Raw genomic sequence first — 16,034 nt, 5'->3', positions numbered from 1 at the left:
CGACCCTGTGGGAGCGGCCCTGGCCGCGACAGCCTTTCGCGAGGAGCGGCACGACCTGCGCTCTTCCGCGAAAAGCCGTCGCGGCCAGGTCCGCTCCCACGGGCATCATATCTTCAGGTAGATCGCCCGCCGCTCCATCCATCGCACGATCAGCCACCACACGGCGACGAACGCCACGCCCCACGCCGCCGACGGAACATACGGTCCGAAGAGCGGCGTCATCCACGAGGCGAACGCGACGCGGTAAAGCCACGGGGCGATGCCGAGCGCGATGAGCAGGTAGACCATCAGCCCCGACCCGGCATACGCGGCGATCGCATTCACACCGAACGCCCTGCCCGGCAGGCGCCAGCCGCGTTCGTCGACGAGCACGTGCGCGAGCGCGAGCAGCGCGAACGACCAGCCGCCGGTCCAGAGCACGTAGCTCGGCGTCCACAGGTTCTTGTTGAACGGCCATAGCCACTGCGCCATCCAGCCCAGCACGAGGCAGGCGATCGCGGTGACGACGAGCCGTCGCGTGTCGCCAGCGGCGAGCCAGGTTCCCGCGCGCATGCCCAGCAGCGTCGTCGCCAGGGCGGGTAGCGTGGCCAGCAGGCCCTCCGGATCATGCCCGCGCCCGGTGGCCGGATCGATCGCGTAGACGAAGGCGCCGAAGATCGCCGAATCGGCGCGGCTGACGGGATTGGTCCACGGCTCCATGCCGCTGGCCAGGAGCAGCGCTCCATAGCCCGCCAGCAGGACGACGAGCACGGCGTCGCGCAGGCGCGGCCCCGTGTCGACGGCGAGCAGCGCGGCCAGGGCGAAACACACGCCGATCCGCTGCAGGACACCGGGAATTCGCAGATGCGCTTCCGGTATGGCGAGCCACGCGACGACGTTCAACAACAGGCCGAGCCCGACGATGCGCGCCGCGCGACCGATCGCCGCACGGCGCAAGGGCGCTTTCGGCGCAGCGGTCGCGACGCGCGCTCCGATCGACAGCGAAACCGATACGCCAACGATGAAAAGGAACAGGGGAAAGACGAGGTCGGTCGGCGTGCACCCGTTCCACGCCGCGTGTTCAAGGGGCCGCCAGACGTGGCCCCAGTCGCCGGGATCGTTGACCAGCAGCATCGCCGCGACGGTCGCTCCGCGCAGGACGTCGACGGAGGCATGGCGCACTTTACGGTGGGTCATCCAGGGATTATTTTTGGGTGGAAGGGGCAGGTTCGAAGGATACGCGGTCAGCCGGTTGCGACAATCGGTCATGGATCGCATGGGGATGCCCGGCCGTACGATGCCGGGGTCACGTTCGTATCGAACGATGGAGTCGCACCGATGGTCGTCGACAGTCCACCCGCGCGCCGTCGCTGGCGCGACAAGCCGCTGGGGAGGCTCGCGCTGGAGCTCTCCTTCATCGTCGTCGCCAAGATCGCCGTACTCATGCTCATCTGGTACGTGGCCATCCGGCCCCTGCCCCGCGCGGATGTCTCGCCCGCGGGCATGGACCGTGTCCTCGCACCGGCCTCCGCCTCCAGCCAGGGAAACCCGCCATGATCGTCGACCCCGATGTCGTCGGCCTGTCGCGCCTTCAGTTCGCGCTGACCGCGCTCTACCACTTCCTCTTCGTGCCCCTCACCCTCGGCCTCGCGTTCATGCTCGCCATCATGGAGAGCGTGTACGTGATGACCCGCCGCGAGGTGTGGAAACGCATGACCCAGTTCTGGGGCGTGCTCTTCGGCATCAACTTCGCCATGGGCGTCGCCACCGGCGTCACCATGGAATTCCAGTTCGGCACGAACTGGGCCTATTACTCGCACTACGTCGGCGACATCTTCGGCGCGCCGCTGGCCATCGAAGGCATGATGGCGTTCTTCCTCGAATCCACGTTGGTCGGCATCTTCTTCTTCGGCTGGGATCGCATCACGCCGCTGAAGCACATGCTGGCGACCTGGTTCATGGCGCTCGCCACCAGCCTGTCCGCGCTGTGGATCCTCATCGCGAACGCGTGGATGCAGAATCCCGTCGGAGCGGCGTTCAACGCGCAGACGATGCGCATGGAGGTCACCTCGTTCAAGGAGGTGTTCTTCAATCCCGTGGCGCAGTCGAAGTTCGTGCACACGGTGAGCGCCGGTTACACGATGGGTGCGATGTTCGTGCTCTCGATCAGCGCGTGGTACCTGCTGCGCGGCCGCAACGTCGACTTCGCCAAACGCTCGATGACGGTCGCCGCGAGCTTCGGTCTTGCCGCCTCCCTTTCCGTGGTCGTGCTCGGCGACGAGTCCGGATACACGGTTTCGGAAAACCAGAAGATGAAGATGGCGGCCATCGAGGCCATGTGGGAGACCGAGCCCGCGCCCGCGTCGTTCACCCTCGTGGGCCTGCCCGACGTGAAGGAGCGCACGACGCACGGTGCGATCCGCGTGCCGTGGATCATGGGCCTGATCGGCACGCGCTCGGTCGACGAACCGATCTCCGGTATCGCCCAGCTCGTCGACGACGCCAAGGGCCGCATCGCCGACGGCATCAAGGCGTACGACGCGATGCTCGTGCTGCGCGAGAACCGGAACGACGCGCAGGCCGCCGCGATCCTCGCCGCGCACGACAAGGACATGGGCTACGCGCTGCTGCTGAAGCGCTTCATGGACGATCCGCGCAAGGCGACGCCCGAGGACATCCAGAAGGCCGCCGACAGCACGATCCCGAACGTGCCCGTGCTGTTCTGGTCGTTCCGCGTCATGGTGGCGTGCGGCTTGTACTTCATCGGCCTGTTCGCGTACGCGTTCTGGCTCGCCAGCAAGCGGCGCCTGCAGGGACGCCGGTTCCTCAAGGTCGCGCTGTGGAGCCTGCCGTTGCCCTGGGTCGCCGCGGAGCTGGGCTGGATCGTCGCCGAATACGGGCGCCAGCCGTGGGCGATCGAAGGCGTGCTGCCGACGGCGCTGGGCGCATCGTCGCTCACGCCCGGACAGGTGTGGATCTCGCTCGGCGGCTTCGTGCTGTTCTACACGGCGCTCGCCGTGATCGACGGCTATCTGATGGTGAAGTTCGCCCGCAAGGGTCCGGACGGACTCGGCCTGTGGCCGAAGCGGCCGGATGCCATTCCCGCCCACGCGCAGACGGCCTGAGGACGACATCATGTTCGATTACGAAACCCTGCGGGTGATCTGGTGGGCGCTGATCGGCGTGCTGCTGATCGGCTTCGCCATCATGGACGGCTTCGACTTCGGCGTCGCGGCGCTGCTGCGCGTGCTGGGCAAGGACGACCACGAGCGGCTCGTGTTGCTGGAGACCATCGAGCCGACCTGGGAGGGCAACCAGGTCTGGTTCATCCTCGGCGGCGGCGCGGTGTTCGCGGCGTGGCCACTGCTCTACGCGGCATCGTTCTCCGGCCTGTATGTCGCGATGTTCGTGCTGCTGGTCGCCTTCATCATCCGGCCGGTGGGCTTCAACTTCCGCGAGAAGGTGCAGGATCCACGCTGGAAGACCGTCTGGGATTATTGCCTGATCGCCTCGGGGACCATCGTCATGCTGGTCTGCGGAGTCGCGTTCGGCAACCTGTTCCTCGGCCTTCCGTTCCGCTACGACGGCGACCTGCGCATGACGTGGGATGGTTCGTTCTTCCAGCTGTTCCGTCCGTTCGCGCTGCTCTCCGGACTCGTCAGCCTGAGCATGCTGCTGGCGCACGGGGCGAGCTGGGCCGCGATGAAGGCCGACGTGCTCATCGCGAATCGCGCGGCGAAGGTCGCACGCATCGCTTCGCTCGTGTACATCGTGCTGTTCGTGGCCGCCGGCATCTGGCTCGCCTACGGCATCCCGGGCTTCGCGATCTCCGGACCCGCGACCACCGACGCGATCTCGAATCCGCTGGGCAAGCAGGTGGCCATCGGCGCGTCGTGGTTCGCCAGCTACATGAAGCATCCCTGGTTCTGGGCCGCGCCGGTCCTCGCCTTCGCGGGCGCGTTGGGTCTTCAGCTCTTCGTGGGCCGTCGCGGCTTCGCGGGCTTCTTCTGCAGCAGCCTGGCGGTCGCCGGCACGATCCTCTCCGCCGGCTTCGCGCTCTTCCCGTTCCTGCTGCCGTCCGCGCTCGATCCGACATCGAGCCTCACGGTATGGGACGCCTCGTCCAGTCGCGGCACGCTGCTGCTGATGCTCGCGGTCACCATCGTGTTCATCCCGCTGATCCTCCTCTACACCAGCTGGGTCTACCGCGTGATGCGCGGCCGCGTCACCCTCGAACACGTGCGCAAGTCGCACGGCACGTACTGAAGGAGCAAGCCATGTGGTATTTCGCCTGGATACTCGGCCTCGGCCTCGCCTGCGCTTTCGGCATCCTCAACGCGGTGTGGTACGAGGTGCACTCCGACGACGAAGCCAGCCGGAAGCACGATCCGATGCCGAAGCACGAGGGGACCTGAGGGATACGGCGTTCCCGGATCGTTGCCGCTGCCGCGGGATCGCCGATGCGATCGGCTCCCGCCGCCGGCGGCAACGTGTCAGCGTTCGAGGGCGTCGGGGGCTTTCGGCACCGCGGAGGTCATCACATCGGGGGCGCCCTTCGTCACCGCGACGTCGTCTTCGATGCGGATGCCGATGCCTCGCCAGCGTTCGTCGACGCGCTTGTCGTTCGGCGGAACGTAGATGCCCGGTTCGACGGTGACGACCATGCCCTCTTCCAGGACGCGCGGCTCGCCATCGATGCGATAGTCGCCGACGTCGTGGACGTCGAGGCCGAGCCAGTGGCCGGTCTTGCTCGGGAAGTACGTCTTGTAGCTGCCCTCGGCGATCACGCGATCGGCGCCGCCGCGCAGGATGCCGACGGCGCAGAGGCCTTCCGCGATGATCCGGACCGCCGCGTCGTGCGCGTCGCCGAACGAGCGGCCGGGACGGACCGCGTCGATGGCCGCCAGCTGCGCCTCGTGCACGATCTCGTAGAGCGCGCGCTGCTCCCTGGTGAAACGCCCGCCCACGGGAAACGTGCGCGTGATGTCCGAGGCGTAGCAGTCCACTTCCGCGCCGGCGTCGATGAGCAGCAGGTCGCCGTCCTTCAGCGTGGCGCGGTTGGCCTGGTAGTGCATGACGCAGGCGTTGGCGCCGCCGGCGACGGTGGGCGGAAACGCGGGCACCGCGCCGCGGCTGCGGATGGTGCGCAGGATCTCGCCTTCGACCTCGTATTCGGCGACGCCGGGGCGTGCGATGGCCATGGCGGCGAGGTGCGCGGCGCCGGCGACCTCGGCCGAGCGGCGCATGAGCGCCAGCTCGTCCTTCGACTTGAACAGGCGCAGGTCGTGCAGCAGGTGCCCCAGCGCCACGAGGTCCTTCGGCACGACACCGCCACCGCGCGCCGTGCGCAGGCGGCGCATCCAGGCCAGCAGCCGGGCGTCGAAATCCGGTTCCTGCCCGAAGTGGCAATAGACGCGCGCCCTTCCCTCGATCATCCCCGGGAGGATGTCGTCGATGTCGTCGATGGGGAACGCGTCGTCGAGGCGAAGCTCGCGCGCCGCCCGGTCCGTGCCCATGCGCTCGCCGTCCCAGCGTTCACGCTCGGCGTCGCGCTCGCGGCAGAACAGCACCGTCTCGCCGTGGGCGCGACCGGGCAGCAGCGCCAGCACGGCTTCGGGTTCGCCGAAGCCGGTCAGGTAATGGAAATCGGAGTCCTGGCGGTACGGCCAGGGCGCGTCGGCGTTGCGCATGCGCTCGGGGGCGGCGGCGAGGATCAGGGCCGCGTCCTCGCCCGCCATGCGCATCAGTTCCCGGCGCCGCCGGGCGTACTCCGCGGGCGCGATCAATGCAGGGTGTCGTTCGCCGGTGGCATGCCGCGGCTGAGCTCGGCATGGAGCAGCATCGCGCCGGCGCGCACGAATTCCTCGAGCTCGGTCAGGCTCTCGTCGTTCACGTCGTCGTCCGCGTCGAACTCGAACTCGGTCGCGGCGATCGACGCCATGTCCTTGAGGACTTCGCGCGCGTCGTCGCTCATGCCCTGGTTGCGCTCCACCGACCCGCCGAGCCCGAGACCGCCCAGGAAGCCGTGGATCCAGTCGACCAGGCCCTCGGCGCGCTCCGGAATGGGCGCATCGTCGTCGGGAAGCCACGGGGAGAACGTCAGTTCCGGGTCGGCCAGCCATTCGTCGGTCTGGTGCCGCAGGCGGTTGAGCATCGCCTCTTCGTCGGCGGTCGGCGCCGGATCCGGTTCGAGGCTGAGCGCGGCGAGTACCGAATCGCCGGGAAACCGGCCGCCCCCGGCGATGTACCCGACGAGCGAGCCATGGAACTCGCTGACCGAGACGGACAGTTTGCAGCGTCCGATCAGCTCGGCGATGTCTTCGGGGTCGACGGTCAGGTTGGCCGACATGGCACGTGCTCCAGGGATTTCAGACCCAAGTCTAATGCACCGGCCTTCACGCTGCCGACGCGTTCGCCTTCACGGGATGCCGACAGGGCCGGACCTCCTGTTATAGTCCGCTCCATGACGAACCCGGATGCCTTCAAGACCGAACTGGAAGCCCTGAGCGCGACGCTCGACCGGCTCGTCGACACCGTTCGCCGCCTCACCGAGGAAAACCGCAGCCTGCGGCACAGCCAGGAACAGCTGGCGAACGAACGCGCGGGACTCATGGCACGCAACGAACAGGCGCGCAGCCGTGTGGAAGCGATGATCCAGCGCCTCAAGGCGCTCGAGAACACGGGCTGATCGCAACGACATGAACGCCACCGCCAGCGAACCGGTATCCCTGCGCCTGCTCGACCGCGAATTTCACATCGCGTGCGCGCCGGAAGAGCGCCCCGGCCTCGTCGCCGCCGCCCAGTTCCTGGACGGCAAGATGCGCGAGCTGAAATCCAACGCCAAGGTACCCGGATTCGACCGGATCGCCGTGCTGGCGGCCGTGAGCATCGCCCACGAGCTGCTCACGCTGCGGAAGGAGCACGACTCGCAGGAACAGGTGCTGACCGACGGGCTGGCCTCCCTGCGCAGAAAGCTTGATGGTCTGCTCGACGCCTCTGTAAAATAGCACTCAGGCGTTCCCTGCGGTGTTCGCCAGCGCACTTTACATTTGCCTTGTTCCTACATACGACCCCGGGTCGGCTTTTCGTGACTGTTGTGCATGTCCGCCTCGTACGGAAAGCCTCGAAGTCGCGTAGCCCTCCCACCTGATCCTTTGGATCAAGGTCGTTTGGTGCGCAGCGGCATCGCGGAGAACGCCTCTCCATTCCAGCCGATCGGTCCCAGGGGGGCCGGTCAGCGTCCCATCCGCGGCACCGGATGTGGCGGCTCGACGGCGACCTTGCCTGTGCCGTTCCGTTGAACGACCCATGTCAAAGCTTCCCGAGAGACGTGAACTCCGAGCCGACCTCGTGCAGCGACGCCGGCAGCTCAAGCCGGCCGAGCGCGTCGCCGCCGCCCAGGGCCTGCGCCATTCGCTGGAGCAGTTGCCCGAATTCCTGACCGACAAGCACGTGGCCGGCTACTGGGCCACGGGCGGCGAACTGCCGCTCAACCTGGCCATCGCGCCGCTCGCCGAGCGCGGCCAGACCTTCTACCTGCCGATCGTCACCAAATCCGGCGGCAAGCGCCGCCTGACGTTCGCGCCCTGGACCACCGGCGAGGACGTCGACTCCAACGAGCTCGGCATCCCCGAACCGAAGGCGTCGGAACACGTGGTCGAGGCGGACAAGCTCGATCTCGTGCTGGTGCCCCTCCTCGGCTTCGATCGCCGCGGCAACCGGCTGGGTTTCGGCGGCGGCTATTACGACCGCAGCTTCGAGTTCCTGCGCGGCAAGCCGCGTCCGGCGCAGCCGCTGCTCGTCGGTGTCGGCTACGCGTTCCAGGAACTGGACGCGATCGAGACGGCCGAGTGGGACATCTCGCTCGACTACATCGCGACGGACAAGGAACTGATCGACTGCACGGGCGGCGAAGCATGAAGTACTGGCTCATGAAGTCCGAGCCGGACGCGTTCTCCATCGACGATCTCAAGCGCAAGGGCGTCGAAGCCTGGGACGGCGTGCGCAACTACCAGGCGCGCAACTTCATGCGCGACGGCATGAAGGTCGGCGACAAGATCTTCTTCTACCACTCGAACACCGATGTCCCGGGCATCGTCGGCATCGCCTCGGTCGCCTCCGCGGCGTATCCGGACGAGAGCCAGTTCAACCCGAAATCCAAGTATTACGACGCCAAGGCGAAGCGCGAGGAACCGCGCTGGATGCTGGTCGACGTCAAGTTCGAGCGCAAGCTCGCACGCACCATCTCGCTGGAAGAACTGAAGGGCCACGACGAGCTCGCCGACATGCCGCTGGTGCAGAAAGGCAGCCGCCTGTCCGTGATGCCGGTGGCCAAGAGCGACTGGGATTTCATCCTCAAGCTGGAAAAAGCATGAGCCAGGACAACGAGAAGCGCCTCGCCGCCGAAACCGCCGCCTTCCGTTACGTCGGCAACGGCGTCTTCAAGGGCGGCATCATCGGCGTGGGTACCGGGTCGACGGTGAATTTCTTCATCGACGAACTCTCCGAGTACCGCGACCGGATCAAGGCCGCCGTGTCCAGCTCCGAGGCCTCCAGCGAGCGCCTGCGCAAACTCGGCATCGACGTCATCGATCTCAACGCCGCCGGCCGTCTCGACCTTTACGTGGACGGCGCGGACGAGTGCGATCCGCACAAGCGCCTGATCAAGGGCGGCGGCGCCGCACTCACCCGCGAGAAGATCGTCGCGGCGGCGTCCGACAAATTCGTCTGCATCATCGACGCGAGCAAGCAGGTGGACGTGCTCGGCACGTTCCCGCTGCCGATCGAGGTCATCCCGATGGCCCGCAGCCTGGTGGCGCGCGAGATCGTCGCGCTCGGCGGACAGCCGGTCTGGCGCGACGGCGTCGTCACCGACAACGGCAACTGGATCATCGACGTGCACGGCTGGCGCATCACCAATCCGGTCGAGCTGGAAGCCCAGCTCAACCAGATCGTCGGCATCGTCACCGTCGGCCTCTTCGCGAGGCGCGCGGCGGACGTCGTCATCGTCGGCAATCGCGAGATCTGAGAATAGGGTCCCTCGGGGCTGTATCCTCTCGCCCCATGACGCTCGAAACCCTGCTCCTCATCGCCCTGCTCGTCGTCGGGCTCGCATGCCTCGGCCTGCTCTTCGCCCTGCTGTCCCGCGGTCGACAGGACGACGGAAGCGCCGCGCGCCTCGAGGCCCTGCGTGACGACAACCGCCGTCTCGAAAGCCTGATCCGCGAAGAGCAGCGGGCGGGCCGCGGCGAGCTCGGCGAGAGCTTCGGTCAGTTCCGCGGGCATGTGCAGGATCAGCTCGCCGCCGCCGCCGAGCGCCAGCACGAGCGCATCGAAGGTTTCGGCCGGCGGCTCGACCAGCTCACCGAACGCACGGACACCGGCCTGCAGTCGCTGCGGCAGGGGCTGGCCGACGATTCGCGCAAGACGCGCGAGGAATCCGCGCTCACCCTGAAGCGCTTCGGCGAGGGCATCGACCAGCGCTTCGCGGCGCTCACGGCCGAGAACGAGAAGCGGCTCGGCGAAGTACGCGCCACGCTCGAAACCCGCCTCGGTGCGATCCAGCAGGACAACGCCGCCAAGCTCGAACAGATGCGGGCCACGGTCGACGAGAAACTGCAGGCGACGCTGGAAACCCGCCTCGGGCAATCGTTCCAGCTCGTCTCCGAGCGGCTCGAAGCGGTGCAGCGCGGCCTGGGCGAGATGCAGGCGCTCGCGGCCGGCGTCGGCGATCTCAAGCGCGTGCTGACCAACGTGAAGACGCGCGGCACCTTCGGCGAGGTCCAGCTCGGCGCGCTGCTCGAGCAGATCCTCATCGCCGAGCAGTACGCCGCCAACGTCGCCACCATCCCGTCCTCGACCGAGCGCGTCGAGTTCGCCATCCGTCTTCCGGGCGCCGACGACGGAACCCCCGTCTGGCTGCCGATCGACGCCAAGTACCCGGTGGAGGATTACCAGCGCCTGCTCGACGCCCAGGACGCCGCCGATGCCGATGCGGCGCATGCGGCCGGCAAGGCGCTCGAACTGCGGGTGCGCGAGGAGGCCAAGCGGATCCGCAGCAAGTACGTGGCCCCGCCGCACACCACCGATTTCGCGATCCTCTTCCTGCCGACCGAGGGCCTCTACGCCGAGGTCATCCGCCGACCGGGACTGTCCGACCAGCTCCAGCGCGAGTACCGGGTGACGGTCGCCGGTCCCACCACCCTGACGGCGCTGCTGAACAGCCTGCAGATGGGCTTCCGCACCCTGGCGATCGAGAAGCGCTCGTCCGAGGTCTGGCATGTGCTGGCGGCGGTCAAGAATGAATTCGGCAAGTTCGCCACGGTGCTGGAAAAGACGCGCAAACAGCTCGACACTGTCCGCAACAGCATCGACACCGCCGGCGTCCGCACCCGCGCCATCGAGCGCAAGCTCCGTGGCGTCGAGTCGCTGGGTTCCGACGAGAGCCAGGCCCTGCTCGACCTGGTGCCGGGGCTGGACGACACCGACACCCCGGCCGAGCCATCCGAGGACTGACCGGCGGGAAGAACGGTACAATGACCGTTTGCACCTGCTTAGGAACGCACCCCGATGAGCGACGACGCCAAGTCCCGCCCGGTCACCCGCGAACAGGCCGAGGAGGCCGTGCGCACGCTGCTGCTCTGGTCGGGTGAGGATCCCACCCGCGAAGGCTTGCTCGACACGCCCAAGCGCGTGGTCAAGGCGTATTCGGACTGGTTCAAGGGCTACGACGAGGATCCGGCCGAATACCTGCGCCGCACGTTCGAAGAGGTCGCCGGCTACGACGAGATGATCGTCCTGCGCGACATCGAGTTCGAAAGCCACTGCGAACACCACATGGCACCGATCATCGGTCGCGCGCACGTCGGCTACGTGCCGAAGGATCGCGTCGTGGGCATCAGCAAGCTGGCGCGCGTCGTCGACGGTTTCGCCCGCCGCTTCCAGGTGCAGGAAAAACTCACCGCGCAGATCGCGCACTGCATCGAGGACACGCTGCGTCCGCGCGGCGTCGGCGTGGTGATCGACGCCAGCCACGAATGCATGACGACGCGCGGCGTGCACAAGCGCGGCGTCTCCATGGTCACGAGCCAGATGCTCGGCAGCTTCCGCGAAGACCCGCGCACACGGAGCGAGTTCCTCCGCTTCGTCGGCGTCGATCGTCGCTGACCTTGAGCGGACCGACCGACACCACCGTCCACGACGAGCGCCTGCAGGATCTTTTCCGCGACGGCATCGTCGCCGAGGACATTCCCGCCGTCTTCCCGCTGTTGCGCGGGCGCGGGCTGCTGCGCGCGTTCTCCGCGCTGTTCCACGGCGGCGAGGCGCAGGTGCTGCTGCGCCTGCTCGTGCTGCGCACCCTCGGCGGGCGACCGCATGCCACCGAGTGGACACCGCAGGAGATCCGCGACCACCTCGCCTTCGTCGACGCGGTGAAGCTCGAGACCGTGGTCCAGCGCCTGAAGGACCACGACATGCTGGTCTACGACGGCGAGACCATGCGCTACCGCGTCGGTCCGCTGGGCCGCAAGGCGCTGGCCGCGATCGCGGCGATGCTCGAGTTCGAGAACGACGACGATGACGGCCTCGGCTACCTCACCGCCCAGCTCGCCGCCGGGCAGGCCGTGGGGCGCGTGTCGGTCGACGAGCTCGGCCATCTGCTGTCCCGCCTCACCGAGCTGAAGGAAGACTTCGATCGCGCGGTGCTCTCGGGGTCCGAGTACCGCATCCGCCGCGCCGCCGAGCGCCTCGACGCCGTCTGGACCTGGGTCGAGAAAGGCACCGAGGTCGTCGCGGCGATCACGGAGAAGGACGACCTGGAACCGGCGGCCCATCGGCTCGCCCAGGCGGTCGGTCGCGCCCAGAGCGCGCTGCTTCGCCAGGCCGGCACGTTCCAGCGCGAACTCAACAAGATCGACCAGCACCGCGTGCACCTCGGTCGCACCGGCCTGTCGTCGTCCGACCTGGTCGGCTGGCTCCGCGCGCAGGACATCGACACGCTGGCGTCGTTCGAGGACGGCCAGTTGCTCCTGCCCCTGCCTGCGCCCTTCATCCACGACCAGATCGCGCTCGACGTGGCCGAGTTCGAGCTGCTCGAACGCGAGCGCCTCGCCGCGGAAAGCACCGCGCTGCCCGGCGCGGAGGAACCGCCGGACACCGCCGACCTGCCGATGGACGAGGAAGACCTGCGCTTCCTCGAGGCCTGGCACGCGGAACTGGCGGCGATCGACGCCCCGCGCGAACTCGAAGCCACGCTCGTCGGCGACGACTATGCGCTCTCCGCCTATCGGCTCTCGCTGCTCGGCCTGCTCGGCGATCCCGAGTCGGCCGCGCTGGAAGGCGGCACCGCCGACCTCGCGCGCCTGCCGCTCGCGCTGGAGATCGAGCCGCGCCTGATCGAGACCGACCTGCCCCAGATCGCCCTGGTGAGCGCCGGACGCCTGCGCCCGCGCGACGCCGCGAAGGACAACACTGCCGATGCATGACGAAACCGCCAGCCTGGTCACACGCCTGCTCGCGCAACGCTGGCTCCCGCGCGACGACGCGCAGGGACGCAAGGCGCTGCTCGACGAAGCGTTCCGCGAGGAACTCGACCGCCGCCTCGACGCCGTCGGCCTCGAACTGCGCGAACACCCCTACGCCGCGTACATCGGCCTCGCCGTGGCGCGGAAGAGCGAGCGCGCCGTCTTCGGCGGCAGCGACAGCTGGATCTCGAACACGTTGCAGCTGGATCGCGACGGCGTCGCGCTGCTGGTGGTCATCTGGGCCCTGATCGTGCTGCCGAAGCGGCAGCGCCAGGTCGAGCGCCAGGATGCGGAAGCCGCGGCGTCGCAGGGCCAGATGTTCGCCGAGGAGAAACCCATTCCGCGCGATCCGACGATCTCGCCCGTCATCGCCGAGCGCACGCTGCTCGCCGACTTCGGCGACAAGCTCGGCGGCAAGACGCGCGTCGGCTTCAACCTCGGCACGCTCAATCGCCTCGGCTTCATCATCCGTCGCAAGGGCGAAGTGGCCGAAGGCCCGCTGCTCGACCTCGCGTTCGACTACGAACGCACGGCGCGGCGCATCCTCGATGGAGCGCTGGGCGACCTGCTCGCCGAGGCCGCGTCGCGGCCGGCGCCAGCCGCGACCGACGACGAAGACGACCTGCCGCTCGACGAGACCGAGGAAAGCACCGATGTTTGATTTCCGCAGCCTCGAAGTCGTGCACTGGGATTACTGGCAGCGATTCAGCCTCCCGCTCGACACGAACATCGTCACCGTCGTCGGACCCAACGGCTCGGGCAAGACCACATTGCTCGATGCCCTGCGCACGCTGCTGACCATCGACTGCGCCGGCAACCGCGACTACAAGAGCTACCTGCGCCACAACGGCAAGCCGTTCGCCTGGCTGCGCGCCCGCGTGGGCAACGTCCCGGGCCCCAGCGGCGAGCGGCCGTTCTTCCCGCTGATGGATCGCGAGGTGACCCTCGCCTGCCGCATCCAGAAGAAGGGCGGCGAGTGGACGCGTCAGTACGCCGTGCTCGGCGGCGACGTCAGCGTGGAGGAGATCGAAGCGCGCGGCGAATTCCTCGGCCTGCGCGAATACCGCGTGCGCCTCGAAGGGGCCGGCCTGTCGCAGGCGATCCGTCGCGTTCTCACGCTCGAACAGGGCGCCACGGACAAGCTCTGCCAGCTGCCGCCCAAGGCGCTGCTCGACCTCGTCTTCGACGTGTTCGGCGACAAGGCCGTGCTCGACGATTACCAGCGTGCCCGCAACGAGCAGATGGAAGCCGATCGCGAGCAGCACGGCCTCGAACACCAGCTTTCGCTGATCGGCGTGAGCCTGCAGGAAGCCGAAGCACGCGCCCGCTCGTACCAGGAGTGGAACGCGCTGAAGACCGAGCGCGTCGACCTCGTCGCCGACGTCCTGCCGCGCACGGAACTCGCCGATCTCGGCGCGGGCATACGAGGCGCGCGTCCGCAGCTCACGGGCGTGAAACGCCGCGTGGCGGAACTCGAACGTCGCGATGCGGAGCTCACGCGCCAGCTGGGCGAGCTCGACGCGGGTGGCGAGAGCCTGCGTGCCGAACAGCACGAAGCCGACCTCGCGCGCCAGCAGACGCAGAAGAGCCTCGACGCCGCGCGCGCCGAACTCGCGCAGAACGACCTCCTGATCAAGCAGGAGACGCGCCTGCGCGAGATGGTGGCCGCGCAGGGCGGCGCCGATCACGAACGCCTCGCCGACGTCGCGCGCGATGCGCGCGCCCGCGTGAACCAGCTGCAGGCCGAAGAAGGCCGGCTGCGCCAGGACCTCGCGACGCTGACCAGTCAGTTGTCGGCGTGGCGAAGCGGCCGTCGCTACACGCCGGATTTCGAGGCGTCGTTCCGCCGCGCGCTGGACGACGCCGGCATCCGTCACAGCATGCTCAGCGAGATCGTCGAGATCGACGAGCCGCGCTGGCAGCCGGCGGTCGAAGCGATCCTCGCGGGATATAGGCACGTGGTGCTGCTCGACGATCCGCGCGATCGCGAGAAGGCCTGGAGCCTCGGCGAGCAGCATCGTTACAAGCATTTCGTCGTGGCGGATCGGGCACCGGCCGGAAACGCGACGCGAGGTTCGCTGCTGGAGGTGGTGTCGTTCTCGGCGGCGCCGCCCGACTGGCTCCTGCGCAACCTCGACCGCATCCGTCGCGTCGAGGACGTGGCGGACGGCGCGAAGGTCGGCCGCGAGCAGGACTGGATCACACCGCAGGGTTACTTCCGCGAGCGTCGCGGTGGCCGCCACCTCGGTGTCGACGACATGTACTTCGGCGCGGGCGCGCGCGAGCGACAGCTCCGCGATGGCGAAGCGAAGCTGCGCGACATCGAGGCCCGCCTGCGCGACATCGCCAGCGAGCGCAAGGACGCCCTGACGCGCGCCAGCGACGCCGAAGCGGTGCTTCGCGGCGCCAGCGCCAGCAGCCAGCTGGCCGACCGCGCGGACGAATTCGCCGAAGCGCGCGAACAGCAGCCGCGCTTGCGCGAAGACGTGCAGCGCACGGCCGACAGCCACGTCGCGGCGGAAGCGCACTACGAAGCCGTGCGCGAGAAGCGCCTGCGCACGTCGAACCTGCGCGACAACGCGGCGCGCGAACAGCGCGACGTGCAGCGCCAGCTCGCCGATGCCGTGCGCCAGCACCACACGCTGCGCGCGGAACAGGTGGACCGTCTGCGCGCCTATCGCGCGAAGCGCGCCCACGTGCCGCTCGCCCATCGCGGCCGCGTGGCCATGGCCGCGCTGCGCGAACGCTACGAATCGCCCGCCGCCGTGCGTCGCGAGATCGATCGCGTGGAGCGGCGTCTCGACGAAGGTCACTGGGAACAGGATCCGAGCGTGCTCGCGTTGCGCGAGAAGTTCTCGTCCGATCACGAAGGCCTGAAGCTGGATCTGGAGAAGCGCCGCATCCACCTGGAGCGCGCGTCGCGCATCACGCACGAGGCGCGTGGTGCTTACATCCAGGTGCTGCGCAACACCGTGCGCCGCTACGCGAAGAACCTCAAGGTGCTTGCCGAACTGGCGGGCATCGGCGTCGACGTCGATCTTCCCGAACTCAGCAACGACGATCTGGCACTCGCGTCGGCCGCGCTGCACGTCCGCTTCGAGTTCGACAAGAAGGGCTGGATCGGCATGGACGACGGCGAGGCATCCGGTGGACAGCAGGTGATGAAGTCGCTGCTGCTGCTCGTGGCGCTGATGCGCGACGAGGACCGCCCCGGCGGTTTCGTCTTCATCGACGAACCGTTCGCCCACCTCGACATCTTCAACATCGACAAGGTGGGCGCGTTCCTCAAGAGCACGCGTGCGCAGTACATCCTCACCACGCCCGCCACGCACAACGTGAACGTGTTCCAGCCATCGGAACTCACGCTGGTGACGAGCAAGCGGCGGCCGGGCGCGGTGTGGGCGCAGCCGTTGGCGGTGCTACGCCGCCGCGCCACGGCTGCCTGACGGCAGCAACAGGGCCTGAGCACTTTCGCGTAAAGCTGTCGCGGCCGGGTCCGCTCCCACCGCGTCGGCGGTTCGATGACATGTGGGA

17 protein-coding genes and 1 other RNA gene are annotated in these 16,034 nt (G+C 68.2%); 15 read left to right on the top strand and 3 right to left on the bottom strand.

Going from position 1 to position 16,034, the window contains the following annotated elements; genetic code table 11:
- Nucleotides 1–105 precede the first annotated feature (105 nt).
- Entirely contained in the window at nucleotides 106–1,176 is a 1,071-nt protein-coding gene (locus BMY69_RS03410) for an acyltransferase family protein (protein ID WP_090175335.1), read from the bottom strand.
- 141 nt (nucleotides 1,177–1,317) lie between these two features.
- On the opposite strand from BMY69_RS03410, the gene cydP reads away from it, so the two are divergent.
- Genes cydP through cydX form a run of 4 tightly spaced genes read left to right on the top strand, consistent with a single transcriptional unit; the run spans nucleotide 1,318 to nucleotide 4,394 of the window.
- Nucleotides 1,318–1,536, top strand: coding sequence for a cytochrome oxidase putative small subunit CydP (gene cydP, locus BMY69_RS03405; RefSeq protein ID WP_090056227.1), 219 nt, complete (start codon nucleotides 1,318–1,320; stop codon nucleotides 1,534–1,536).
- The gene (locus tag BMY69_RS03400) at nucleotides 1,533–3,104 is read left to right on the top strand and encodes a cytochrome ubiquinol oxidase subunit I (RefSeq protein ID WP_090175334.1); all 1,572 of its coding nucleotides are present in this window, start codon (nucleotides 1,533–1,535) and stop codon (nucleotides 3,102–3,104) included. The genes cydP and BMY69_RS03400 overlap by 4 nt, the downstream gene beginning before the upstream one ends.
- A gap of 10 nt (nucleotides 3,105–3,114) precedes the next feature.
- Nucleotides 3,115–4,245, top strand: a complete 1,131-nt coding sequence (gene cydB / locus BMY69_RS03395; RefSeq protein ID WP_090175333.1) for a cytochrome d ubiquinol oxidase subunit II — start codon at nucleotides 3,115–3,117, stop codon at nucleotides 4,243–4,245.
- 11 nt (nucleotides 4,246–4,256) lie between these two features.
- Nucleotides 4,257–4,394, top strand: a complete 138-nt coding sequence (gene cydX, locus BMY69_RS03390) for a cytochrome bd-I oxidase subunit CydX (protein WP_090056220.1) — start codon at nucleotides 4,257–4,259, stop codon at nucleotides 4,392–4,394.
- A gap of 78 nt (nucleotides 4,395–4,472) precedes the next feature.
- Here the strand turns inward: cydX and BMY69_RS03385 are convergent, their stop codons facing one another.
- Together BMY69_RS03385 and BMY69_RS03380 are read right to left on the bottom strand one after the other, a co-directional pair.
- Entirely contained in the window at nucleotides 4,473–5,765 is a 1,293-nt protein-coding gene (locus BMY69_RS03385) for an aminopeptidase P N-terminal domain-containing protein (RefSeq protein WP_090175332.1), read from the bottom strand.
- Nucleotides 5,762–6,328, bottom strand: a complete 567-nt coding sequence (locus BMY69_RS03380; RefSeq protein ID WP_090175331.1) for a UPF0149 family protein — start codon at nucleotides 6,326–6,328, stop codon at nucleotides 5,762–5,764. Before BMY69_RS03380 ends, BMY69_RS03385 begins: the two co-directional genes overlap by 4 nt.
- Before the next feature lie 114 nt (nucleotides 6,329–6,442).
- On the opposite strand from BMY69_RS03380, the gene BMY69_RS03375 reads away from it, so the two are divergent.
- From BMY69_RS03375 to BMY69_RS03325, 11 genes are all read left to right on the top strand, one after another.
- On the top strand, nucleotides 6,443–6,667 hold the full coding sequence (locus tag BMY69_RS03375) for a TIGR02449 family protein (RefSeq protein ID WP_036116258.1): 225 nt from the start codon (nucleotides 6,443–6,445) through the stop codon (nucleotides 6,665–6,667).
- A 10-nt stretch (nucleotides 6,668–6,677) separates the two neighbouring features.
- Nucleotides 6,678–6,986, top strand: coding sequence for a cell division protein ZapA (locus BMY69_RS03370; protein WP_090056214.1), 309 nt, complete (start codon nucleotides 6,678–6,680; stop codon nucleotides 6,984–6,986).
- An 8-nt stretch (nucleotides 6,987–6,994) separates the two neighbouring features.
- Nucleotides 6,995–7,177, top strand: a non-coding RNA gene (gene ssrS, locus BMY69_RS03365) — 6S RNA.
- Between the two features lie 110 nt (nucleotides 7,178–7,287).
- The gene (locus tag BMY69_RS03360; protein ID WP_090056212.1) at nucleotides 7,288–7,899 is read left to right on the top strand and encodes a 5-formyltetrahydrofolate cyclo-ligase; all 612 of its coding nucleotides are present in this window, start codon (nucleotides 7,288–7,290) and stop codon (nucleotides 7,897–7,899) included.
- Nucleotides 7,896–8,354, top strand: coding sequence for an EVE domain-containing protein (locus BMY69_RS03355; protein WP_090056210.1), 459 nt, complete (start codon nucleotides 7,896–7,898; stop codon nucleotides 8,352–8,354). Before BMY69_RS03360 ends, BMY69_RS03355 begins: the two co-directional genes overlap by 4 nt.
- Complete coding sequence (rpiA, locus tag BMY69_RS03350) at nucleotides 8,351–9,007, top strand: ribose-5-phosphate isomerase RpiA (RefSeq protein WP_090175330.1); 657 nt, start codon at nucleotides 8,351–8,353, stop codon at nucleotides 9,005–9,007. Before BMY69_RS03355 ends, rpiA begins: the two co-directional genes overlap by 4 nt.
- Before the next feature lie 35 nt (nucleotides 9,008–9,042).
- Entirely contained in the window at nucleotides 9,043–10,494 is a 1,452-nt protein-coding gene (gene rmuC / locus BMY69_RS03345; RefSeq protein ID WP_090175329.1) for a DNA recombination protein RmuC, read from the top strand.
- A gap of 54 nt (nucleotides 10,495–10,548) precedes the next feature.
- A complete protein-coding gene (gene folE, locus BMY69_RS03340; RefSeq protein ID WP_090056204.1) occupies nucleotides 10,549–11,145 on the top strand; it encodes a GTP cyclohydrolase I FolE in 597 nt (198 codons plus the stop codon).
- A 2-nt stretch (nucleotides 11,146–11,147) separates the two neighbouring features.
- On the top strand, nucleotides 11,148–12,461 hold the full coding sequence (locus tag BMY69_RS03335; RefSeq protein ID WP_090175328.1) for a hypothetical protein: 1,314 nt from the start codon (nucleotides 11,148–11,150) through the stop codon (nucleotides 12,459–12,461).
- Nucleotides 12,454–13,161 carry a hypothetical protein gene (locus BMY69_RS03330; RefSeq protein WP_090175327.1) on the top strand — a complete coding sequence of 236 codons (708 nt, stop codon included), beginning with the start codon at nucleotides 12,454–12,456 and terminating at the stop codon, nucleotides 13,159–13,161. The genes BMY69_RS03335 and BMY69_RS03330 overlap by 8 nt, the downstream gene beginning before the upstream one ends.
- Entirely contained in the window at nucleotides 13,154–15,946 is a 2,793-nt protein-coding gene (locus BMY69_RS03325; RefSeq protein WP_177191057.1) for an AAA family ATPase, read from the top strand. The genes BMY69_RS03330 and BMY69_RS03325 overlap by 8 nt, the downstream gene beginning before the upstream one ends.
- The last annotated feature ends 88 nt before the right edge of the window (nucleotides 15,947–16,034 follow it).

The sequence above is a fragment of the Luteibacter sp. UNC138MFCol5.1 genome (assembly GCF_900110505.1).
GTDB lineage: Bacteria > Pseudomonadota > Gammaproteobacteria > Xanthomonadales > Rhodanobacteraceae > Luteibacter.
This window is presented reverse-complemented; position numbering and strand designations above follow the sequence as displayed.

Bases quoted from the DNA above. Each gene is read 5' to 3' on its own strand.
- BMY69_RS03355 (WP_090056210.1), top strand. From the start codon at position 7,896: ATGAAGTACTGGCTCATGAAGTCCGAGCCGGACGCGTTCTCCATCGAC.
- BMY69_RS03400 (WP_090175334.1), top strand. From the start codon at position 1,533: ATGATCGTCGACCCCGATGTCGTCGGCCTGTCGCGCCTTCAGTTCGCG.
- cydB (WP_090175333.1), top strand. From the start codon at position 3,115: ATGTTCGATTACGAAACCCTGCGGGTGATCTGGTGGGCGCTGATCGGC.
- cydX (WP_090056220.1), top strand. From the start codon at position 4,257: ATGTGGTATTTCGCCTGGATACTCGGCCTCGGCCTCGCCTGCGCTTTC.
- rmuC (WP_090175329.1), top strand. From the start codon at position 9,043: ATGACGCTCGAAACCCTGCTCCTCATCGCCCTGCTCGTCGTCGGGCTC.
- folE (WP_090056204.1), top strand. From the start codon at position 10,549: ATGAGCGACGACGCCAAGTCCCGCCCGGTCACCCGCGAACAGGCCGAG.
- BMY69_RS03370 (WP_090056214.1), top strand. From the start codon at position 6,678: ATGAACGCCACCGCCAGCGAACCGGTATCCCTGCGCCTGCTCGACCGC.
- BMY69_RS03330 (WP_090175327.1), top strand. From the start codon at position 12,454: ATGCATGACGAAACCGCCAGCCTGGTCACACGCCTGCTCGCGCAACGC.
- BMY69_RS03325 (WP_177191057.1), top strand. From the start codon at position 13,154: ATGTTTGATTTCCGCAGCCTCGAAGTCGTGCACTGGGATTACTGGCAG.
- BMY69_RS03360 (WP_090056212.1), top strand. From the start codon at position 7,288: ATGTCAAAGCTTCCCGAGAGACGTGAACTCCGAGCCGACCTCGTGCAG.
- cydP (WP_090056227.1), top strand. From the start codon at position 1,318: ATGGTCGTCGACAGTCCACCCGCGCGCCGTCGCTGGCGCGACAAGCCG.
- BMY69_RS03375 (WP_036116258.1), top strand. From the start codon at position 6,443: ATGACGAACCCGGATGCCTTCAAGACCGAACTGGAAGCCCTGAGCGCG.
- BMY69_RS03380 (WP_090175331.1), bottom strand. From the start codon at position 6,328: ATGTCGGCCAACCTGACCGTCGACCCCGAAGACATCGCCGAGCTGATC.
- rpiA (WP_090175330.1), top strand. From the start codon at position 8,351: ATGAGCCAGGACAACGAGAAGCGCCTCGCCGCCGAAACCGCCGCCTTC.
- BMY69_RS03410 (WP_090175335.1), bottom strand. From the start codon at position 1,176: ATGACCCACCGTAAAGTGCGCCATGCCTCCGTCGACGTCCTGCGCGGA.